The sequence below is a fragment of the Paenibacillus xylanilyticus genome, assembly GCF_047246825.1.
In the GTDB taxonomy this organism is placed as follows: Bacteria; Bacillota; Bacilli; order Paenibacillales; family Paenibacillaceae; genus Paenibacillus; species Paenibacillus xylanilyticus_B.
The window spans coordinates 2833560-2854426 of the sequence record NZ_JBFOLB010000001.1 but is presented as its reverse complement, the minus strand read 5'-3'; the positions used below and the strand labels follow the sequence as shown (position 1 = coordinate 2854426).

The window sequence follows — 20867 nt, the reverse complement described above, 5'->3', positions numbered from 1 at the left end:
GTCGACTAACTAAAGCATAGGTTTTATCTGACATATCGTCAAGAGATTTGTGATATCAAAAACGTGCACTTAACTGGGTTTGAGAACGCCCCCTAAATCCAAGGGAGGATTGTATTTGCAAACAGTAAGACAGAGCCCCGGATAGGATCCGCAGCCCTGTTTGGATGGGAAAACATTTTACAAATGGATAGAAGGGGGATAGCTCGATATTACATTGGTTCAGATCGTGACGGATGTTTGGCTGCTGGGGAGATCGAGAGCTTGCGCCAAAGCCACTCGACCGGACCCAGCGAAAATCTGCGAAGCCATACATGTGAGAATAACATCATCAGGATACAGATGCCGGCCCACATACACAGGACCAGAAGCGAGGACGGATGACCGCCTAATCCCAGACCCCAACCATAGAAGAGCACGGAAGCCAGAATGTTCTGCAAAATGTAACAGCTCAGCGCCATCTTGCCGATTTCTCCAAAACGCTCGAAGAGGCGGGGAAATGTATTTTTTTCCAACAAGTAAGCAATCAGACCAAGATAGCCCAGCGTAAGGACGGGCGCACTGATGTAACGAACAAACAGGTCCATCATTCCTCCGGGGATCAGCAGGAGCAGGTTCAGCGGAATGCCTGCGGCAAGTCCGATGTTCATTAATTTACTGCGTTTACGTTGTCCGGAAGGGTGGTCTGAAAATACGCCCGCACGCATGAGCAGGGCACCAAACAAGAACAGAAATATATTAAGAGGGATAATCGCGATGGATTCCGTTCGAAAGAAAACGAAGTTGCTGAGCCGGAACAGGACTTGCTCCCACCACGTTCCCGCTGCATATAGCTGCGTAATTATCCCCATGCCATTAAAGGGAGAACCGGACTCCGAAAGTGCCAGCAATGCTGTAATTCCGCCCACTCCAATGAAGTGTATACTGCCCATGATCCCCATGATGATCAAAATGAAACGACGGGAACGGTGGATGATGAAAGACACCATGATGCCTGTTATCGAATAACTCATCAACACGTCATATTCCATCACCAACGTGTAATGCAGCAAACCATCGATGAACAGCAGCACACATGTCCATATGTAAATGCCAGGCCAGGTGTATCCTTTGCGCAGTGCTTTTTGTCTCTTTAATTCCATGCCAGCTCCGAAGAGAAGTGTAAGCAGGCCGAGAAACTTTCCGTTTACCAGCAGAAGCATCAGCGTTTGCAATATGCGATCTCCTGATGCCCACCATGGCTGAAGCGGATCTCCAAACATTTTGTTCAAGTTGCCAAGATAGGCAAAAAGCCAAATATTTGTACCCAGTGTACCGATAATAGCAAACCCCCTGAGAACATCCAGTAACACGATTCTTTTCATTACGGCGTACATCCTCCTTTTATAACACGACTGAATTAAAAACAATATAACACAATTGTATTAAAATAAACAACTGAAAGAATGGTTTGTACTTAAAGCATGGGAAATATTGACGGAGGAAAAAAGCTGTGTTAATGTCTTATTGTCTAATTGTTAATAACAAAATGTTAATAACAGAACGGAGTCGTATATATGGCAAACGAAGGTCATTCTGGTGGTCGTCCATCGGAGCATCAGGATCACGTAAGTATAAGTGAGCAACAGTTTCTGGAGACATATGATGCCGGGGATTATGAGCGTCCATCCGTAACGGTGGATATGCTTGTATTCACCATACGGAGTGAAGCTCAGTCCAATTACCGCAAGCTTGCCGAACCGGCACTGCAGCTGCTGATGATTCGCCGGGGTGGACATCCCGATCTGGGCAAGTGGGCATTACCAGGCGGATTCGTATCGATGCAGGAATCCCTTGAAGATGCGGCACGCCGTGAACTGGTTACAGAGACCGGGCTGGATAACATCTATCTGGAACAGTTGTACACGTGGGGGGATGTGCATCGTGATCCTCGTACAAGAGTTATCAGCTGCTCCTATATGGCACTTGTGGATAGCAGTGAGCTTGAACTGGAAGCTGGGGATGATGCAAGTGAAGCTGGGTGGTTCAGGGTAGATCAGCGATTGGTGGAAGAGAAACGTCATCTCCATGAACAAGGTCGTACGACAGAACGCAGAGTACAGTTGATGTTGTCCAATGGAACAGAGGAGCTATCGGCTGTGATTGAGGTGAAGGAAGCGGTAGAGGGCAGTGTGCGAAGCAGCAGCATGACAGTAACAGAGGTTGAGGGCATAGCGTTTGACCACGCCAAAATGATTCATTATGCACTGGAACGGTTGCGATCCAAAGTGGAGTATACGGATATTGCATTTAATCTGATGCCGGAGACATTTACGTTAACGGCACTGCAGAAAGTATATGAGATTATCAGTGGCAAAAAGCTGCTGGCTGCCGCTTTCCGGCGCAAAATTGCCGATTGGGTGATAGAGACCGGAGAGTTCACAGGACATGCAGGACACCGTCCTTCCCGTTTATACAAGCTGAACCCGGATCGTCTGACAACATAATGGTTTTATGAAAAGGAGAGGAGAGAACATGAAATCATGGAGAAGTTTACGTTTTTCTGGCGCACCGCGTCACCCTTTTCCCAGTGGCATCCGGCTGATTTTACGGTGAACGGAACCCAGTATACCAGCGCGGAACAGTGCATGATGCATCAGAAAGCGCTGCTGTTTGGTGACCAGATCATTGCGGACAAGATTTTGAAGGCCAGCTCCGCTTCGGTACAAAAAAAGCTTGGCAGACAGGTCGCCGGGTTTGACCAGAAGATATGGGAAGCCGAGTGCAAACGCATTGTTTATGAGGGCAATGAAGCCAAATTCACACAAAATGAAAACCTGCTCGCCGCATTGCTGGCCACTCGCGGGACGACCCTTGTCGAAGCAAGCCCGGATGATCGAATCTGGGGTGTTGGGCTGGCAGAGGAAGATCCACGCATTCGAAACCGAAGAACATGGCGGGGAACGAACTGGCTGGGCGAAATTTTGACCCGTCTGAGAGAAAATATAGGAAGTGATTAGGATGAATGAAAAGAATCAACGAAAAAGTACGAATCAACTGAAAAGCAATAACCAGCGTTCAGGCCGGGCACGTATCGCTCAGGAGACACTGGCTATTTTGGAAGAAGGACAATATATCAACGGATATGATCGCAGGGTACGGATCGATGCAGATCTGAAAAAAGCAATCCAGGGTTCGGTTCTATACCGTCCCAACGCGCTTCCTGCACTTCGGGAGCAGGTGCGTCAATTGCGGCCATTGTCTGAGGCAGCAGCTGTTCAGATCGAAGTCACGGGCGAGACCACACTTGCTGCAGCTTCACGTCTCGTAGTGGACGAGGGGAGAACGGATGTCGTTTGTCTTAACTTTGCCTCAGCGAAAAATCCTGGCGGAGGTTTCCTGGGAGGAAGTCAGGCACAGGAGGAGAGTTTGGCCCGGTCTACAGGGTTATACCCATGTATCGTACAAATGAATGAAATGTATGACCACAATCGCAAGCTGCGTACTTGTCTGTACTCGGATTACATGATCTATTCACCGGATGTTCCGGTCATTCGGGATGATGAGGACCGGCTGTTGGATAAGGTCTATGTATCTTCATTCATTACGGCCCCAGCGGTTAATGCTGGCGTCGTGAGAGAACGGGAGGAAGCAAATGAGCAGCAGATCGAAGCGGTCATGAAACAACGAATTCGATCTATTTTGGACGTGGCTGTGATAAACGGACACCGCGTCATTGTCCTTGGTGCTTATGGTTGCGGAGTGTTCCGGAATGATCCGGTTGATGTAGCAAAGTATTTTCATGATGTTTTGGTACAGGAAAACTTCAGGCATTCATTTGAGCGAATCGTATTTGCCGTATTCGATCGGTCAACTGGACAGAAAACATTCAAGGCATTTCAAGATCGTCTGCATTTGGCTGGCGAGTGATTAAACTTTTTTCGGAAAGGAGAGGATTTGGATGCAATTCCGAGAGATACAACAGGATTTGTTTGCGTTGGATGAAGCCTATACGCTTGCTCACTGCATTTCAGCGGATGCGCGAATGGGTGCAGGGATCGCAGTACAGTTCCGGCAAAGATTCGGATTGGAGGTTCTGCAGGAACAGGCAAAACAGGAGCCGCTGGAGATCGGCCAGTGTTACCCGGTAGGACGTACACTGAATCTCGTGACCAAGGCGAAGTTTTCAAACAAACCGACCTATGCATCATTTACTCAAGCTGTGAAATCCATGCGCGACATATGCGTAGAACAAGGAATCGGCAAGCTGGCGATGCCACAAATTGGCTGCGGGCTCGACAGATTGAAGTGGGATAAAGTGAGCGGTATTATTCAGGATACGTTTGCTGATACGGATGTTGAGATTGTTGTTTGTACCATATGAGCAATGACAGCAGCATTAGCTTATTTGACATATACAGAAAAAAACCTCTGCTTCGAACGGAGGAGAACAGGCAGTGTTAGTGACTGTAATTCTCTCCAGTTTCGTAAGCGAGGTTTTTTGTCATTTTATCGTGACATGTTCCTTATTTACTTTGGGTAAACATCTCTTTGGCTTCATCCAGCGCCATTTTGTTGCCGATCGCGGAATAGTCCAGCCAAGGTTGTGCACCGATCGTATAGATGTGACCTGACTTAACGGCTTTCAGACCTTGCCAGATCGGATTGTTTTGCAGTTCTTTGAACATGTTTTCCGCTTCCTCATCTGAGTTCACCACCACGAAGATGGCATCTGCATCGAAGTCAGGCAGTACTTCACGGGAAATGACCTGGTAAGGCTTCGAGGAATCAATGTCGGTGATGCCTTTGGCCGGGGTCAGCCCGAGATCATCATACAAAATCGGACCCATTGGACGGCGCGTACTGAACACGCGCAATTCTTTGGCCGTTACACGGATGGCCATCACGGTACCGTCACCGATCTCGTCATGAATCAGCGATTTTACTTCATCAGTTTCGGTTGCATAATCCTGAATGTACTGTTCCGCTTCCTTCTCACGGTTCACCAGTTTGCCGATGGCTTTCAGATGGTCACGCCATGTGCCGTCATCCAGATTAAATACATGCACAGGAGCAATTTTCTCAAACTTGGCAATGTCATCACCGGAGAATTCTTCATCCAGATAAATGACATCAGGCTTCAGGGCAAGCAGTGCTTCCATGTCGGGATCCTTCACCGGACCGAGTGGAGTTGTGTCTTGCAGTTGATCTGCGACATGGGACAGGAACCCTTTGGCTTCGCCGCCAATAACGGAACCTACAGGTGTGATGCCGAGCGCCAGCAGGTCGTTGGTCAAATGAATGGACATGGACGCGATGCGCTGTTCTCCGGAATCCGGGCTATTACCCTCTTGTTCGGCAGCATTATCGGTTGAAGTGCTGCCAGCAGATGAAGAGCCTGAAGGGCTGGCAGTTCCGCAAGCAGCAAGCACAAATATCAGACACAGGCTCAGGGTGAGCAGTAGATTTTTCTTTACCATGAATATTCACATTCTCCTTGAACATCACTTGGATGCTAGTTAGTAATAGGTTTAAAAAGGTAGATCAGCGTATCAATCATTTGGTTCTCACCAGCAGATATAAAAAGTAGGGCGCACCGATGGCAGCCACCACAATTCCTGCGGGGATGGCGTTCGGTTGAAAAATCGTTCGGCCAATCGTATCCGCTGCGACCAGGATCACCATGCCGATCAGTCCGGCCGCCGGAATCAGGTGGCGATGCATGGGACCGACGAGTCTGCGGGCGAGATGTGGTGCTGCCAGCCCGATGAAGCCGATGCCGCCAGCCATGGATACACTCACGGCGGACAGCGCCACAGTACATAAAAGAAGCCATATGCGTTGGGATCTGACAGGTGTGCCAATGCCGGTTGCGGCCGCGTCTCCGAGACCAAAAGCGTCCAGCGTTTTGGAACGGCTCCAGATGTAGGGGACACAGAGTACAATCCAAGGCAGCAGTGCCTGCACATGAATCCAGTCCCGTCCCCACACACTGCCGGCCAGCCAGCGGGCAGCGAAGGAATAGGTGTCTTCATCCAGGCGCAGGGACAGATACAACGTTAACGCATGAAATCCGGCGGCGACAGCGATACCGACAAGAATGAGCTTGATGGGAGATACCCCGTTATGTCGGTCATAGGCCAGCACCATAATGATCAGTGCCGAGATGACACCTCCTGCAAAAGAAAACAATGGGATCAGCAGGGCAACCGAGCCGTCGATCGAATAGGACAGACTTACGAAAACTATGAGCCCCAGGGCTGCTCCAGCATGAAGACCAAGAATGCCGGGATCGGCAAGCGGATTGCGCGTGATACCTTGCAGGGCGGCTCCCGAGATGCCCAGTCCTGCTCCGGCGAGTACCGTAATCAGAATGCGGGGCAGGCGGTAATCGAACAATACAATCTGATTTTCGGGACTACCATTGCCAAGCAGGGTTTGCAGCACAGCCAAGGGAGAGAGGCGGATCGTCCCTGTATTCAGGCTGACCACGATCACTGCACATGCGATACAGAGCAGCGTAACACTGACGACAATGGATCGTTTCCCTCGTGAGGGCACATTGGATCTCATCGTTACAATGCCCTCCTTTCCTTGCGGGCCAGATAGAGGAAGAACGGTACGCCGACAAAGGCAACCATGATGCCTACCGCCAGTTCCTCCGGTGGATTCACAATGCGTGAGCCCAGGTCGGCCAATACCAGAAGGATGGCTCCGAGCAGGGAGGACATGGGAATGATCAGACTGTAATTGACGCCGACCAGCTTGCGGGAAATATGCGGAATGACTAGCCCGACAAAGCCGATGGAGCCAACGGCGGATACGGACACGCCAGCCAGTATGACGACAGCTGTCAGCGCGAGCAGTCTGGTCATGCGAATACGAATCCCCAGATTAAGCGCAACTTCCTCCCCAAGCGACATGAGTGATATGCGCCGGGCGAGAGGCATGGTCAGCAGCAACGTAACCAGAAGCACAGGAACAATAAGTCTCAGATGCCGCCATTCAATGCCGCCAAAGCCGCCCGCATACCAGAAAGCGAGATCCTGACTCAGGTCAAAATAAATGGCGACACCCGTGCTGAGCGAGCTTAGCATGGCTGCAACGACAGCACCTGCAACAGTCAGCCGCATGGATGTCAGGCCCCCAGGCGTGGCTGATCCAAGCAGGAAAATAAACAGGGTGCTCAGCACCGCACCAGCAAATGAAAGCCCCATTAGCCAGGCATAAGGCAGTCCTGGCCATAGGGCAAAGCTCAATGCAACCATGAATGTGGCGCCGGCGTTAATGCCCAGCACCCCCGTATCTGCCAGCGGATTACGGGTAATTCCCTGCATTAAGGCACCAGCAACAGCAAAGGCAGCGCCAACGATAGCAGCAGCAATAACCCGGGGAAGACGGAGCTCATGAATGATCTGGTGAGGTGTCAGAGCCGGGTTATACTGAAATATGGCAGACCATACCGTTTCGAGTGTTAACGATTTGGCACCCAGCGAAATGGCGACAAACAGGCTAATCAGCAGAATGGCGATGGCTGACAAAAACATTAGGCCAACCATTACCGGGGATTTTCGAGAATTGGACGGACGACGCGGCAGTCCCGGATGTTGAATGGGGGTCACTCCTTTTGTTGCCAGCAAGATCATTTCTGCTGTTATTGATTATCATTATCAATTAGAGTTCATTATAAAATCTTAATTCAGGCCCGTACATGGCATAAATTAAGATTTGGGAGATGGACATTTTTTAGATTACAAAAAGGGTACGTTATTCGTCAACAGCGTTACGGCTTCATCCAGTTGGATGTTGATGGAATAGGGAGCGTATACGACCCAGGAATTCCAATCTATAATATGAACGCGTCCGTTCCGTACGGCAGGGTACCGATTCCAGCGTGGATCAGCAGCGATCTGCTGCAGCAGCAACTCACGTTCCTTCATCGAAGTAACAGCGAGCAGCAGGATATCGGCCTCGAGTCCATCCCATTCTCCGGGAGTTATGGACATCCAGTTGAATCCTACGCCGGGAGGTTTGCCAGCGAGCTCGGATTGAATACGTTCAGGGGGATTCAACGCCAGGCTGCGGTAGAACACATGGCCGAAGTTGCGGGTGCTGTACATACGCGGTCCCTTCGCAGTTAATGTACAGACCGCAACAGTGGCGTGTCCCACCGTCTCCCTGATCTTCTTGCGTGCACGCTCAGCCTTGCGTTCGTGCCGTTCCAGCCAGTCATTCGCTGCCTGGGTGCGGTCCACGATAGATGCAATCGTATGAAGATGACCGAACATATCGGTCTGATTCCAGGGAATGGTGATAATCGGAGCGACATCTCCGATATGTTCCATGGCTTTTGCCGCTGCATTGTCCTTGGTCAAAATGAGGTCGGGATTCACATCCAGGAAGGCCTGACGACCTTGCTCCCAAGGCTCATAGGCATGAAATGGCAGAGTAAGCGATTTGGGAATATGGGGCAGATGCCCCTGAATCTGAGCTGCGCAAGGTGTAATGCCAAGTGTCATCAGGTGATCGGTGTAAGGATACGAGAGAGAAACAATGTTGCGGTGTACCTGTTTCGCATAGGTTGTCGGTGCGTATCCGGCATGATTTCGAAAACGGCGGCTGAAATAGAACTCGTCCCGGTAACCGACACTTCGGGCAATGTCACGAATGCGCATGTCCGAGGCCATCAGCAGCTCCTTGGCCCGATTCATGCGCAAATGGGTTAAATATTCAATCGGATTTTTGTGCATCCGACTCTTGAAGAGCTGTGAATAATACGATGGATGCATGCCTGCCAGTTCAGCCAGTTTCTCCAGTTTGATCTCATGCATATAGTTGTCACGCATATATTGCATCGTGAGTTGGAGCCACTGGTTCGCATCCCCTTGTCCTTCAGTACCCGTCTGCACTTCCTGAGGCCAGAGCATGGTCAGCAGCTCGGTCATCAGCAGTTTCTTTTTATGAGCAGGCTGTCCGGTTTCAGCAGTCAACTGCGCTGCAATACGTTGTATGCCGTAATAAGGGCCTTGTATCCAGCCTGTTACCGGGAAGTTCAGTTCGCGTTCATAGATGCGCCGCTCGTCAGTTTTCTCTGCAGCACGGAACAGATCATAACTGATGATATACAGCTCGGTCTCGTTTCCTGCGTCACTGGATAATTCCAGGGCAGTGCCAGGCGTGCAGAGGAAGGCAGATTTGCGGTTGACCGGGTGCTCGGTCCCGTTCATCATCAGTTTACCCGTAAATTTGTGCATATAGATGAAGGTATGGTGGGCAATGTCGGGTTTGCTCCAATACCATTCCTTATCGTCGAACCTAATCAGGTCTGCTTGGTGAAGTTCGAGCAGGGTATCTTCCAGAAAAAGCTCCAAACCCTGACGTTGGCTCACTTCCTGGCCATGATCCGAAGAATCAACAGCGTTTGAATGGCTTATCACCCCGAGTGCCCCCTTTCTTGGTCAGGTTAATTCCTTCTACATTGAGCGTAACCGCATATCCGAAGTAAACCACTGCCGATATGTCAGTAAGCTCAAGATGATGCTGGTAATGGCAGCTGAGCTGGTGAAGGCAAACACAATCAAAATCTGATAACGGACAGCTTCGACCGGGTCGGCTCCTGCGATAATCATGCCGGTCATCATGCCTGGAAGCTGCACAAGCCCAACGGTTTTCATACCGTCAATGGTCGGAATCATGCTTGATTTTACAGAGCGTTTTAATACATCCTGAAATGCACGCCTTGGCGTAGCGCCTAGGGCTAACAGTGTCTCAATTTCGCCTTTGGAAGCCTCGACCTCACGTTTCATCTGATTCAAAAACAGCCCCGAGACAACCATCGCATTTCCGATCGTCATGCCGCTCAAAGGAATGATGTATTGCGGGGTCGGCTCCACGATGTGAAGACCTAACAGCAGCCCCATCATCAATAGCTCGGTCACCGTAATGGCAGCTGCAATATAGAGAGAGATTCGGCGAAGTCCCTTGCCGCGCTTGCCCGCGTTGATCGATGCCACAGTAATCATAAAAGCTACAATAACAATAATCAGAGCAGGATGATCCGAGTTGAAAATAAACTGAAGGACATAACCCACCAGCAGAAGCTGTACTGCGGAACGAATCGTACCTATAGCAATATCTCTTTCCAGACCAAGCTTCTGCCAAACGGAAACCAGCATGGTCAGCATAATAAATATGATGGTGAAACTCAGTGCGAGGATGGACATGGGTTCTCCTTATCTGCCTCAGGGGCAGGGTGCAGAATAAATTGCCGGGCCAATTCCGTATTCGGGTGGGCAAAAAAGAGGGATGTGGACTCCCGTTCCAGCAGGGTCTGATTGCCCATGAACCATGTCGTTGTGCTAAACGAGCGCGCCTGTTCCTGATCATGGGTGACCCAGACCAGCGAAATGCCTTCCTGCTTGCTCCATTCCGTCAATTGCTGTTCCACAAGCCGGGCATTGGTCCGGTCCAGAGAAGCCGTGACTTCATCCAGGAGCAGTACCTTGGGACGAAGCATCATGGAACGGATCAGCGATATGCGCTGCTTCTCTCCGCCTGACAAATCACTGGCCCGCTTATGTATATCCAGTCCTTCCAGACCCATTCCGGCAAGCAGAAGAAGAGCCAGTTTCTGATCATAGGGTGTCCGGTGCAAGAGATGGACGGTTTTCAAATTATCTTCAACACTGCCTGCAAGCATGACGGGTTGCTGCGCGACATAGGACATGCGCATGCGCCAGGCTCTCGGGTCCGAATCAAGGTAAGAAGTTCTTTTCCACAGGATATCTCCTTCATCGGGTACATCCAGCAAGGACAGGATGCGGAGGAGCGTGCTTTTGCCTTGACCGGATGCACCCAGTATGGCAATTCGCTCTCCTTCGGCGATGGTGGCATTCACTTTTTCAAACAATAGTCGTCGTTCGGTTGTACCCATATATTTGGTGAGATGCTGAATGGTTACCAGATTAGACACAGCGGGACCGTCCTTTCATCCGTGATCTGCTGATAATCTTAGCAAAAATGCTGGAGAATTGAAATGAAAGCGGGGCTTAGCAGGCATGCAGAAGCAGAAGGTGAAACCATCGTCTGACGCCAGAGGTTCTTTTTGGTAATATAGAGGAGAGTCAGATTTGGCAATGCAGTAATAGAGCATTTTGCATAAATCCAATGAGCGATTTGCATCAAATTATGCAAAATGCGGAGTAAGTCGGTTTTACCAATTTGGTACTAGGGAGGCTTTAATATGACGGGAGTTACTGGAGGACAGGACAAAGTCAAGTGGGGCATTATGGGCACGGGATGGATCGCATCCCAGTTTGCCAGAGATCTGGAACATGCCGGAAATGCCGTGAAGGCAGCGGTCGGCTCACGGACGCAGGAAAGCGCGGAGAAATTCGCAGCTGAATATGGTTTTGCAAGCGGATACGGATCATATGAAGAATTGCTGCAGGACCCGGAAGTGGATATTATCTACGTCGCTACACCCCATCCTTTCCATAAGGAAAACGTAATGGCTTGTCTGGAAGCGGGAAAAGCAGTGCTGTGCGAGAAGCCGTTCACGATGAATGGCCGTCAACTGGAGCAATTGGTGGAAACGGCACGTTGCCACAAACTTTTCCTGATGGAGGGCATGTGGACCCGTTTCTTGCCTCCGATCGTTCAGGCGCGGAAATGGATTGCGGAAGGTCGAATTGGCGAAGTGCGACTTGTCAAAGCAGACTTTGGTTTCCGTATAGGCTGGGAGCCTGAAGGAAGGCTGCTTAACCCGGATCTGGGCGGGGGTGCTCTGCTGGATGCAGGTGTATATCCCGTTTCATTCGCCTCCATGATCTTTGGGGAGCAGCCGCAGCATGTGTGGAGCACAGCGAACATCGGAGAGACCGGTGTGGATGAACAATTCTCTGTACTGCTGTCCTACTCGGAAGGGCGTTCGGCGTCATTGAACGGGGCAGTTCGGCTTAATTTGAGTAACGAAGCAGTCGTTTATGGTACAGAGGGGTATATTCGTTTGCCGCTTTTCCTCGCTGGGAAAGAAGCGTATCTGCATGTAAACGGTCAGGACGAGGCTGAGACATTTACGGATGACCGGACATGCATCGGTTATGCATTTGAAGCTGAAGAAGCCGGGCGCTGCATTTTGGAGGGGAAAACGGAAAGTTCGATTATACCGCTGGACGAGTCCCTTGAGATTATGAAGCTGATGGACACCATTCGTGGTCAGTGGGGTTTGCGTTATAAATTTGAATAAATGAAAAAAACAAACCCAGGACTGCTTTAAGCCAGCAATTGTACGGGAGAAACGATGGGAGATATGCAACAGATGGATGGGAGTGGACAAGGATGAAAATTCTGATTTCGGGGTTTGAACCTTTTGGCGGGGATGCCGTGAATCCTACGGGAGAACTGATGGCAGCTCTCGCCCAGGAAGGGGTGGAAGGTGCCGAGCTGAAAACTGTACTGCTGCCGGTACATTTCGATGAATGTGCGGATCTGCTGATTGCAGAGATGGAGGCATATCGCCCGGATGTGGTGATTGCCTGCGGTCTGGCAAAAGGCCGGACAGCGGTTACCCCTGAACGCATTGCGGTGAATGTAAAAGACATTCCGCCTGGATCCTACGCGGATAACCAGGGACAGCGCCCTGTAGACGAGCCCATAACCGAAGGCAGCCCGGACGGTCTGTTCTCGACCTTGCCCATTCGCGCGATGGTGAATGAGATGATTGCAGCGGGCATTCCGGCAGCGGTATCCAATACAGCAGGAACGTATATCTGCAACAATACGATGTATCGTGTGCTGGATCGGATTCGACTGGAACAGCTGCCGATCCGAGCGGGATTTGTACACTTCCCGGCCTCAACCGAGATGTCGTTGCTGCAACCCTCGGTGCCTTCCTTGCCGATAGGTGTAATGCTTGATGCCTTGCGGGTTATGATTCGTACAGTGGTGGCAGAAGCATGAATTAAGGATTGGTCTGTAAGTAAGTAAGTAAGTAAGTAAGTAAATAAGTAAGTAAGTAAGTAAGTAAGTGGAGTTGGATGGAACGTCAGTTGGAGAGTGTTTCTATCTGATTATGGCGGTACCTAAAACGTTTTCTGGTTTTATTATTAATTATATATATCTTTCGTGTCTCTACCGAAACAGATGAAAGGGGCTGTCCCATAAAGTCATGTAAATGACTATGGTACAGCCCCTTTTGGATAATTAGCCCGTGACAGTCGTGCAGCCAACGGGAGATTGCCCATAGAAGACTATGGTTTAACGAACTTCGCACGTGTTATGGGGTGAGATTCTGCTGAAACGGCATTCTAACGAATCGTAGAGATGTTATTTCTTCGTTCCATTCGCCTGATCACAGGTTTTTGGTGGAATAACGTGTCTGATGTTCATTAGTGTGACTTTTTCGAACGAATGCTCCAAATAAGATGCGACCGGTTCGTTAGCGGCCTAAGCATGTGGCAGGTTCAGCGAAATACAAACACGTTTCATACCGACTATAATCGTCCAATATTACTGCTGTTGTTGGCTCAGATCCGCAGCAGATTCAAGTCGAATTCGGGAACAAGGCCTTCTTTCATGGCTCGTCCAAGCAGTGCTGTAATCGCACCGTATCCGTCATCGCCCAGATGGGCACTGAACTCGTTCACATACAGATCGATATGCTGAGCTGCCACATCAGGGTCCATTTCCTGTGCATGCGCCATGACGTACTCTCTGGATTCATCGGGATGTGCCCAGGCGTATTCTACAGATGCACGTGCCCATCCAGCGAGTGCATGAGCGTCCAGATTGCGGCGTGCAATGATTGCTCCAAGCGGGATCGGCAGACCTGTGTCACTTTCCCACCAGCTGCCCAGGTCGGTCATCAGCTTCAGGCCGTAGTTCTGGTATGTGAATCGAGCTTCATGAATGACAAGGCCGGCATCGATTTTGCCGTCACGGACAGCAGGCATGATCTGGTCGAACGGCATAACAACGATTTCGCCTACGCCACCAGGGACATTCTGAGCTGCCCACAGACGGAACAGCAGATAAGCGGTTGAACGTTCACTTGGCACGGCAACCCGGCGCCCCGACAGATAAGCAGGATCGGTCGTGCCGTCAGCGGTAAGAACCAGTGGACCGCAGCCTCTTCCCAGTGCACCGCCGGAAGGCAGCAGAGCATATTCGGACAGCACATAAGGCAGCGCTGCATATGAAATTTTCAGTACATCTGGACCGCCAGGATTGGCAGCCAGGCCGTTGGTAATGTCAATATCCGCATAACGGACGTCCAGTTCAGGGGCACCCGGAATCAGACCGTGTACCCAGGCGTGAAAGATGAACGTATCGTTAGGACAAGGGGAAAATGCAATTTTCATGATGTAAGTACCTCCCGTAAAATGGAACTTGCTGCCTGGAGCGCATCCAGCGCATCCTTGATGCGCCAGGCATCGCGGTCGCGTGGACCGACCGCGTTCGATATGGCCCGCAGTTCGAGCGCAGGCACGCCGAACTGCTTGGCCGCTGTTGCCACGCCGAAGCCTTCCATGCCTTCGGCGGTGGCATCCGGCACGCGGCGCAGCAGCTCCGCGGCCGTCTCGGCCGTTCCGGTCGCCGTGGACACGGTGACCGCCGTACCTCCGCTGACAGCGTGCCCAGCCCGCTGCAGCTCATGGCGCAGGCGGGCGGCAAGCTCCGCGTCCGCCGCCACACGGGACGAGCCGAATCCGAGCTCGTCCACGCTCAGGAAGCCGTCTGGCGTCTGCGAGCCCAGATCGGCGGCAACCATGGCGTCGGCCACCACGAGGGAGCCGACGTCCGCCCGGCCGGGGAACCCGCCGCCGATGCCGGCACTGACCACCAGCGAGTACGCTGGGGTCAGCCCGGTCCCGGCAAGGGGCCCCGGCCTAAGGGATGCGGCAGATGACTGTGCCGCATCCGGTCCGTCTGGCGCGGTGGCACCCTGCGCCAGTGCCTGCACGCCAGCCGCTGCGGCCAATGCCAGCGTGGCTGCCGTGCTTGCTGCAACCGCTGACGGGCCCACCCCGCCGGCGATCACGTCAAACATGCCCGCGGCGTGGTCACCCAGACCGCGAAGTACGGCTTCTTTTTCCGCATCCACAGCGGTCACGATTAATACACGTGGAGCCGCTTTTTCCGGTGCTGGGCCCGTTGGCCCTGTATGGTTTACTGCTTGATTGTGCTCATTCATCGGAGTTCTCCCTTTATAAGGTGTTAGATTCAACGCTGTATTTGGTCATCTCCATCATAACGGAATGGGAAAGTGCGGAACAACCTTTGCACTGATTTACTTGAGCATGATCTTCCGACATTTCCGGCGTGGCTGCCTTGCTTTCATGTCGTATATGTCACTTCATATATATAAAGTTATCGCGGATCAAACGAGAAGTCAAAGTTAACCGTTGACAATCGAATCTAACTGTATTAATAATAATAGTACAGTTAATACACCTTAGTGTTAGAAGCAAACACTTCAGATACAGTCAGTCATTATTTAGCTTACGGGGTATTACATCATATTTTTTTGGAGAGGAGGTGCGGGATGTTCGAATTAGATGTACGCAGCCGTAAGGCGATCTACGAACAGCTAGTGGACAAAATCAAGGAAATGATCGTGTACGGTGTTCTCCAACCTGATGAGCAGCTTCCTTCCGTGCGCACACTGTCAGCACAGCTGACCGTCAACCCGAATACGATTCAGAAGGCATATCGGGAGCTTGAACGTGAAGGTTATATCTACTCTTTGCAGGGAAAAGGGAGCTTCGTATCATCGTCTGTGGAACATCCGAATGCAGCCATGAGAGATGAGATTAGAGCGGCACTGGTGAAGCTGATTGCAGAAGCTTCGTATTCCGGTTTAACCAAGGCGGATCTGACGCTTTTGTTCCAGGAAGCGATGGCCCGTATAGAAAAGGGGGAGCCGAATGATTGAGCTGAATCAGGTCATTAAAGCGTTTGAACATGAAAAAGCGGTTGATGGCGTAACGATGCACATACATAAGGGATCAATCTACGGTTTGCTCGGTTCCAACGGGGCAGGCAAAACATCGCTGCTCAAGATCATAGCAGGCATCTATTGCCAGGACAGCGGAACAGTTCGCATCGATGGGGCTGAAATTTACGAAAATATGGACCTTAAGGGTCGTACCATCTTCATGGCAGATTCGCCCTACTTTTTCCCGCAATCTTCCATTACCCAGATGGCTGCCTTTTATCGTTCGGTATATCCGCGCTGGAATGAGGAACGGTTCGCGCAGCTGGCGACAGTGTTCAAACTGGACGTAAAACGCAAACTGCATCGCATGTCCAAAGGCATGCGCAGGCAGGCAGCTGTGTGGCTCGGGCTGAGCTGCATGCCGGAAGTGCTGCTCATGGATGAGCCGATTGACGGCCTTGATCCGGTGATGCGGCAGCAGATCAAAAATCTGCTGTTCCAGGAAGCCGCCGAGCGCCAGGTGACCATTATTATTTCGTCGCATAATCTGCGTGAAATCGAAGACCTGTGTGATCACGTCGCCATTATGCACAAAGGCCGCATTATTGTAGAGAAGGATCTCGATGATCTGAAGGCCGATACGCATAAAATTCAGGTTGCTTTCCGCCATCCTGACGATGCGAAGGCAGTGGATGAACAATTGAACATTTTACATGAAGAGATGCGGGGAAGTGTATCGCTGTACATTGTCAAAGGTAACCGTGAGGATGTGACGGAACGGTTTCGCTCCCTCAATCCTTACCTGATGGACGTGCTGCCGCTGACGCTGGAAGAAATATTTATTTATGAAATGGAGGATGCAGGGTATGACATTCAACCGATTATTCTGTAACCGGGGCATCCTGTTCCAAAATTTCAGGCAGCACGGGTGGCTCGGCATCCTGTACCTGATCACGCTGCTGTTTTCGCTGCCGCTCCATATTGCGACGGAGCACAGGGATGTGCCGCAGACTATTACCAGCTTGTTTCAGTCCAATGGGGAAACGCACATTTTGTTTGCAATCACCTTCCCAGTGGCGATGGGCATTTTTCTATTCCGTTATATGCAATCCGGAGCGCCGTCGGATTTGTTCCACGGTTTGCCGCTGCAGCGCAAACATCTGTTAACGGTGAATCTGTTGACCGGCTTCGCAATGTTCCTGATTCCGATCTGGCTTACCACGGCGATTACCGGCTGGATATGGGCTGCTCAGGATGGACTCGCTTTTATCTTTGGCGGCAGTGAGATCTGGATGTGGGGTCTCAGCATGAGCATTTATTCGCTGTTTATGTTCATGCTGACGGTGGCTGTGGGCATGTGCATTGGCCAATCCGTACTGCAGGGACTAACGGTATATGCAATCCTGTTGCTGCCTGTCGTGTTCTGGTTTATCTTTACGCTGCACCTGCAGCATTATCTGCTTGGATATCCATACGGTGATATGAACAGCTACGCGGAGAAAATATCCCTTGTTCTGCGTATGGCTTCAATCAACAGTTATCCGGTGATTGGTAGGGAACTCGTAATCTACGCAGCTTTGGCCCTTGTATTCATCCCATTGTCTTATGTCTTATATGCCAAGCGCAAAGTGGAATCCGCTACCCAGGCCATTACGTTTACCCTTGTAAAACCAATATTTCGCTTTGGTTTGATGTTTACGCTGGTACTGATTGGCGGAGCCTACTTCACGATGATTGCACCGCCAGGATCAACCGGGTGGACCATCTTCGGATATGTTCTCGGTGGTATTGTCGGGTACATTGTGGCCGAGATGATCATTCGTAAAACGTGGCTGATCTGGAACGGCAGATTACTGCCCAAGCTGGTTCTATATGGCCTCTTGTCCGGGTTGATTTTGTACGTGCCTGTTGCCGATTGGAACGGATATGCTGCCAGAGTGCCAGAGATGAATGATGTCAAAAGCATTAAACTTGGCGGGGATCATTACACTTACGTTAACGGTGTGAATCAGAAGGTGGATGATCAACCATTTTACTCGGATGACCCTGAATTTATGGAAGCTGTCCTTGCCCTTCATCAAAAAATAATCACTTCCGATCTGTCTTTGCCAGACCCCGTTTATCCGGATGATAATTATGATGAGTATGTTTACATTAACTACAAATTGAATAACGGCAAGGTCATGAAGCGCAGATACCAAATTCCCGAAGCTGAATTCAGACAGGAACTGATGGCTTTGAAACAGTCTCCGGATTATAAAAGGGTGGCCTATGATACGTATAAACTGGATGAGGATTTGCTCAGTATTGGTATCCGTTCAACCATCAGTTCGTATCGCAAAGTATACATTGGCAGTCCTGACCAGGTCCGTGAGTTCAAGGAGCTGCTGAAGCAGGATATTCTGGACCAGACCTATGAGGAGCAGCGTTCCCCGTGGCAGTCGTTTGCATACGCGGAAATGAACCAGGAATCGGCTTCACATGATCCGTATCAACCGAAAGAGATGTGGAGTTTTGAAATTAAACCCAGCTATGATCGGGTGATCGCATGGTTAAAAGAAAACAAATTATACGATCAGCTGCTTATTACCGCGGACGAAATTGCTTCTGCCCAGATCGTTAAACAGGAAATAGACAGTCCGGGTAATCCTCAGTGGGTATATGCTGAGCCGGAATATATTGACGGAAACTTAAGTGGCAGCAAGCAGGTTGCGACTAAAAATAAAAAAATCATCAGCGACCTGCTTGAACGTCAGCGATCAGGAGAGCGGACAGAAAAAGCAACCGTTTATCAGATCAAGCTGAATGCCATCCGCGGTGAGAACATTTATATGATGCTGAAGGAAGAGGATTTGACCGAAGACATGAAGGCCATTTTGGCCGATCAGTAGATTGCAATGTAAGCGGGAAGGGTTCTCCCGCTGCATGATGTTACATGATGTCCAGCCTGGAGGCTGACTTGACGAAATGAGTGTGTTGGAATATATTAGAAAAGGTTGAGATTCGCGCTAAAACAAGATAAAACTGCGAATCATATAGGGAACGGTTAATAAGGGAAGCACCCGTAAAATCAGGCAATCGTCTGACTTTGCGGGTGCTTTTTTGTGTTTGTTCCGGCCGCTTCACCTTGGATCAACTGGAGAACGAAGAAGTTGCATTACATTTTGGGTAAACGAGGAGGAATGTACAATGAACACGGTGGAAGATCGGTTCAGCATGGACCAAGCCACGAATCACGGTCATGTTGGGAGGAGAACTGCGAGGTGGTTTATCACTCGCCTTTGTGTCTCGCTGCTCCTGGTCCTTAGCATGGCATCAATCCATGTGTTCACACCAGCTGCCGAGGCGGCAGGACCGGATCTTGGTGTAACCGCGCAAAAGTCGTGGGAAGCCCTACTGAAAAAAGCGGATACTCAAACGAAAGCTTCTCTGCAACAGGCGTACCAGAAAGTGGGGAATTGGACGATGCAGGAGCAGAGCTGGGAACAGAAAACAAAGGCACTTCATGCAGCGAATACGGCTGAGTTATCCAGGCTTCGTCAGGAAATACGTAAAGCAGATGAGGCGAAACTGGCTGCACTGGCCGATACGTTAAAGCGTACCCAAACCCGATATGAGCCAATGTTTACGTTGTACACCACAGTCAACAAGCAGCTCGCTGCAGCAAGAGCCGCCAAAAACAAGGAATGGACGGCCGCGCTCCGTGCGCAGACGGAGACATTAAAACCGGCTGTACAGCTGGCGAAGGCAGATATTCGCATCAAGAAACAGCAGCTTGCCGATGCCCGGAAACGAAAAAGTACCGAGGATAAGCGTCTGCGCAGCATGCTTGCGGCGGCTGACCCGTTCAAGAAACAGATTCAAACAGGCAAAAAACAGGCAAGCCTATCCAAAGAGAGATACGCGAACGCATTGAAGCTGTTCAAACAGAACATCAAACAAGGCCAGCCCTCACGTGTATTGAGTTCATTGAATCAGCTCTCATCTGCTGCCGAGAAGTGGGCCGGCTCCAAACAAAATATTCATGCACTGGAGCAAAAAGTTGCCGATACCTACCTGAAAGTGAAAAAGGAGCTCGCAAAGAGACCGCAATAGATGAAGTCCAGATCGGTGCCTCACAAACATATATGAGTCCATTCCACTTTTTGCATGAGTACAGTCGAAGATGAACCGGGACTATGATACACTCGGATATAAACGACATGCAGGAGGCTGTGAATGGCAGACAAGGAAGATTTGACCCGATTCGGCGTGGCATTTCCTACCCCGCTGATTGAACAGTTTGATGAGTATATTGAAGAGCGGGGTTACAAAAACCGGTCCGAGGCTTTTCGTGATTTGGTTCGCAAAACGCTGTTGGAGCCTTCTCGTCTGCAATCCGAGCAGGATGTGGCGGGTACCATTGTCATGGTTTATGACCACCATATCAGCGATCTGCCGATTCGTCTGATGGAATTGCAGCACCAGGCACATCATGACATTATCTCCAATATGCATGTACATCTGAACCACGATCAGTGTCTTGAGGTTATCGCAGTAAGGGGCAATCTGGGGCGCTTGCGTCATCTGCACCAACAGATCCAGGTGCAAAAAGGGGTACTCTATGCCGAATTGTCCGTGACATATGTGGATGAACTCAACAAACTCGCGAGCAGTAACAGCCACGATCACAATCACAGCCATCATCATCATGAATGAGATCCAGCTCTTCATCATGTATTGCCATACATTTAAAACAGACTGTTGGTTGAGAACCAACAGTCTGTTTGTGTTGTCAATGTTTCTGACCTCGTTGTTTGAGATGACAGAGTAAACGCCATAAATCCATCGTAATTTTATCCGAAATGAAAATATATGGAATTTGAAGTTAACTTAGTTAACACGGTGAATTGTAATTGTGCTACAATTGCTAAAAATAGTAACACGATTACGGACTGAACAGCTTCCAGTCTGG

Annotated in this window: 20 protein-coding genes; 11 read left to right on the top strand and 9 right to left on the bottom strand. The window is 50.2% G+C overall.

Annotation, left to right across the window (positions count from 1 at the left end):
- Window positions 1–209: 209 nt before the first annotated feature.
- The gene (locus tag AB3N00_RS12805) at window positions 210–1361 is read right to left on the bottom strand and encodes a DUF418 domain-containing protein (protein ID WP_413034849.1); all 1152 of its coding nucleotides are present in this window, start codon (window positions 1359–1361) and stop codon (window positions 210–212) included.
- A 192-nt stretch (window positions 1362–1553) separates the two neighbouring features.
- Between AB3N00_RS12805 and AB3N00_RS12800 the strand changes: the two genes are divergently transcribed.
- Genes AB3N00_RS12800 through AB3N00_RS12785 form a run of 4 tightly spaced genes read left to right on the top strand, consistent with a single transcriptional unit; the run spans window position 1554 to window position 4360 of the window.
- Window positions 1554–2483 (top strand): NUDIX hydrolase, encoded by a 930-nt coding sequence (locus tag AB3N00_RS12800; protein WP_413034848.1) that lies wholly within the window; start codon window positions 1554–1556, stop codon window positions 2481–2483.
- Window positions 2484–2519: 36 nt separating this feature from the next.
- Window positions 2520–2996 (top strand): NADAR family protein, encoded by a 477-nt coding sequence (locus AB3N00_RS12795; RefSeq protein ID WP_413034847.1) that lies wholly within the window; start codon window positions 2520–2522, stop codon window positions 2994–2996.
- A 1-nt stretch (window position 2997) separates the two neighbouring features.
- Window positions 2998–3906, top strand: a complete 909-nt coding sequence (locus AB3N00_RS12790) for a TIGR02452 family protein (RefSeq protein ID WP_413034846.1) — start codon at window positions 2998–3000, stop codon at window positions 3904–3906.
- Between the two features lie 31 nt (window positions 3907–3937).
- Entirely contained in the window at window positions 3938–4360 is a 423-nt protein-coding gene (locus AB3N00_RS12785) for a macro domain-containing protein (RefSeq protein ID WP_413034845.1), read from the top strand.
- Window positions 4361–4502: 142 nt separating this feature from the next.
- Here AB3N00_RS12785 and AB3N00_RS12780 read toward each other — a convergent pair whose 3' ends face one another.
- The 6 genes from AB3N00_RS12780 to AB3N00_RS12755 all read right to left on the bottom strand — a co-directional run bounded on the left by AB3N00_RS12780 (window position 4503) and on the right by AB3N00_RS12755 (window position 10948).
- Window positions 4503–5456, bottom strand: a complete 954-nt coding sequence (locus AB3N00_RS12780; protein ID WP_413034844.1) for an iron-hydroxamate ABC transporter substrate-binding protein — start codon at window positions 5454–5456, stop codon at window positions 4503–4505.
- A 76-nt stretch (window positions 5457–5532) separates the two neighbouring features.
- Entirely contained in the window at window positions 5533–6549 is a 1017-nt protein-coding gene (locus tag AB3N00_RS12775; protein WP_413034843.1) for a FecCD family ABC transporter permease, read from the bottom strand.
- A gap of 2 nt (window positions 6550–6551) precedes the next feature.
- Window positions 6552–7535 carry a FecCD family ABC transporter permease gene (locus AB3N00_RS12770; protein ID WP_413035270.1) on the bottom strand — a complete coding sequence of 328 codons (984 nt, stop codon included), beginning with the start codon at window positions 7533–7535 and terminating at the stop codon, window positions 6552–6554.
- A 192-nt stretch (window positions 7536–7727) separates the two neighbouring features.
- Complete coding sequence (locus AB3N00_RS12765; RefSeq protein WP_413034842.1) at window positions 7728–9413, bottom strand: helix-turn-helix domain-containing protein; 1686 nt, start codon at window positions 9411–9413, stop codon at window positions 7728–7730.
- A 36-nt stretch (window positions 9414–9449) separates the two neighbouring features.
- The gene (locus tag AB3N00_RS12760; RefSeq protein ID WP_175398047.1) at window positions 9450–10199 is read right to left on the bottom strand and encodes an ABC transporter permease; all 750 of its coding nucleotides are present in this window, start codon (window positions 10197–10199) and stop codon (window positions 9450–9452) included.
- Entirely contained in the window at window positions 10181–10948 is a 768-nt protein-coding gene (locus AB3N00_RS12755) for an ATP-binding cassette domain-containing protein (RefSeq protein ID WP_413034841.1), read from the bottom strand. Before AB3N00_RS12755 ends, AB3N00_RS12760 begins: the two co-directional genes overlap by 19 nt.
- Before the next feature lie 270 nt (window positions 10949–11218).
- On the opposite strand from AB3N00_RS12755, the gene AB3N00_RS12750 reads away from it, so the two are divergent.
- Window positions 11219–12223: a Gfo/Idh/MocA family protein gene (locus tag AB3N00_RS12750; protein ID WP_413034840.1), complete on the top strand. Its 1005-nt coding sequence runs from the start codon at window positions 11219–11221 to the stop codon at window positions 12221–12223.
- 92 nt (window positions 12224–12315) lie between these two features.
- Entirely contained in the window at window positions 12316–12936 is a 621-nt protein-coding gene (locus AB3N00_RS12745; protein WP_413034839.1) for a pyroglutamyl-peptidase I, read from the top strand.
- A 566-nt stretch (window positions 12937–13502) separates the two neighbouring features.
- Here the strand turns inward: AB3N00_RS12745 and AB3N00_RS12740 are convergent.
- On the bottom strand, window positions 13503–14336 hold the full coding sequence (locus AB3N00_RS12740; RefSeq protein WP_413034838.1) for a 1,4-dihydroxy-6-naphthoate synthase: 834 nt from the start codon (window positions 14334–14336) through the stop codon (window positions 13503–13505).
- On the bottom strand, window positions 14333–15169 hold the full coding sequence (locus AB3N00_RS12735) for a futalosine hydrolase (protein ID WP_413034837.1): 837 nt from the start codon (window positions 15167–15169) through the stop codon (window positions 14333–14335). The genes AB3N00_RS12740 and AB3N00_RS12735 overlap by 4 nt, the downstream gene beginning before the upstream one ends.
- Window positions 15170–15520: 351 nt before the next feature.
- On the opposite strand from AB3N00_RS12735, the gene AB3N00_RS12730 reads away from it, so the two are divergent.
- From AB3N00_RS12730 to nikR, 5 genes are all read left to right on the top strand, one after another.
- Window positions 15521–15910 carry a GntR family transcriptional regulator gene (locus tag AB3N00_RS12730; RefSeq protein ID WP_175398052.1) on the top strand — a complete coding sequence of 130 codons (390 nt, stop codon included), beginning with the start codon at window positions 15521–15523 and terminating at the stop codon, window positions 15908–15910.
- Window positions 15903–16805 carry an ABC transporter ATP-binding protein gene (locus tag AB3N00_RS12725; protein ID WP_413034836.1) on the top strand — a complete coding sequence of 301 codons (903 nt, stop codon included), beginning with the start codon at window positions 15903–15905 and terminating at the stop codon, window positions 16803–16805. The genes AB3N00_RS12730 and AB3N00_RS12725 overlap by 8 nt, the downstream gene beginning before the upstream one ends.
- Window positions 16780–18804 carry a hypothetical protein gene (locus AB3N00_RS12720; protein WP_413034835.1) on the top strand — a complete coding sequence of 675 codons (2025 nt, stop codon included), beginning with the start codon at window positions 16780–16782 and terminating at the stop codon, window positions 18802–18804. Before AB3N00_RS12725 ends, AB3N00_RS12720 begins: the two co-directional genes overlap by 26 nt.
- 298 nt (window positions 18805–19102) lie before the next feature.
- Window positions 19103–20008: a hypothetical protein gene (locus AB3N00_RS12715; RefSeq protein WP_413034834.1), complete on the top strand. Its 906-nt coding sequence runs from the start codon at window positions 19103–19105 to the stop codon at window positions 20006–20008.
- Window positions 20009–20131: 123 nt separating this feature from the next.
- The gene (gene nikR, locus AB3N00_RS12710; RefSeq protein WP_413034833.1) at window positions 20132–20611 is read left to right on the top strand and encodes a nickel-responsive transcriptional regulator NikR; all 480 of its coding nucleotides are present in this window, start codon (window positions 20132–20134) and stop codon (window positions 20609–20611) included.
- Window positions 20612–20867: the final 256 nt, after the last annotated feature.

Bases quoted from the DNA above. Each gene is read 5' to 3' on its own strand.
- AB3N00_RS12805 (WP_413034849.1), bottom strand. From the start codon at position 1,361: ATGAAAAGAATCGTGTTACTGGATGTTCTCAGGGGGTTTGCTATTATC.
- AB3N00_RS12800 (WP_413034848.1), top strand. From the start codon at position 1,554: ATGGCAAACGAAGGTCATTCTGGTGGTCGTCCATCGGAGCATCAGGAT.
- AB3N00_RS12795 (WP_413034847.1), top strand. From the start codon at position 2,520: ATGGAGAAGTTTACGTTTTTCTGGCGCACCGCGTCACCCTTTTCCCAG.
- AB3N00_RS12790 (WP_413034846.1), top strand. From the start codon at position 2,998: ATGAATGAAAAGAATCAACGAAAAAGTACGAATCAACTGAAAAGCAAT.
- AB3N00_RS12785 (WP_413034845.1), top strand. From the start codon at position 3,938: ATGCAATTCCGAGAGATACAACAGGATTTGTTTGCGTTGGATGAAGCC.
- AB3N00_RS12780 (WP_413034844.1), bottom strand. From the start codon at position 5,456: ATGGTAAAGAAAAATCTACTGCTCACCCTGAGCCTGTGTCTGATATTT.
- AB3N00_RS12775 (WP_413034843.1), bottom strand. From the start codon at position 6,549: ATGAGATCCAATGTGCCCTCACGAGGGAAACGATCCATTGTCGTCAGT.
- AB3N00_RS12770 (WP_413035270.1), bottom strand. From the start codon at position 7,535: ATGGTTGGCCTAATGTTTTTGTCAGCCATCGCCATTCTGCTGATTAGC.
- AB3N00_RS12760 (WP_175398047.1), bottom strand. From the start codon at position 10,199: ATGTCCATCCTCGCACTGAGTTTCACCATCATATTTATTATGCTGACC.
- AB3N00_RS12750 (WP_413034840.1), top strand. From the start codon at position 11,219: ATGACGGGAGTTACTGGAGGACAGGACAAAGTCAAGTGGGGCATTATG.
- AB3N00_RS12745 (WP_413034839.1), top strand. From the start codon at position 12,316: ATGAAAATTCTGATTTCGGGGTTTGAACCTTTTGGCGGGGATGCCGTG.
- AB3N00_RS12740 (WP_413034838.1), bottom strand. From the start codon at position 14,336: ATGAAAATTGCATTTTCCCCTTGTCCTAACGATACGTTCATCTTTCAC.
- AB3N00_RS12735 (WP_413034837.1), bottom strand. From the start codon at position 15,169: ATGAATGAGCACAATCAAGCAGTAAACCATACAGGGCCAACGGGCCCA.
- AB3N00_RS12730 (WP_175398052.1), top strand. From the start codon at position 15,521: ATGTTCGAATTAGATGTACGCAGCCGTAAGGCGATCTACGAACAGCTA.
- AB3N00_RS12725 (WP_413034836.1), top strand. From the start codon at position 15,903: ATGATTGAGCTGAATCAGGTCATTAAAGCGTTTGAACATGAAAAAGCG.
- AB3N00_RS12720 (WP_413034835.1), top strand. From the start codon at position 16,780: ATGACATTCAACCGATTATTCTGTAACCGGGGCATCCTGTTCCAAAAT.
- AB3N00_RS12715 (WP_413034834.1), top strand. From the start codon at position 19,103: ATGAACACGGTGGAAGATCGGTTCAGCATGGACCAAGCCACGAATCAC.
- nikR (WP_413034833.1), top strand. From the start codon at position 20,132: ATGGCAGACAAGGAAGATTTGACCCGATTCGGCGTGGCATTTCCTACC.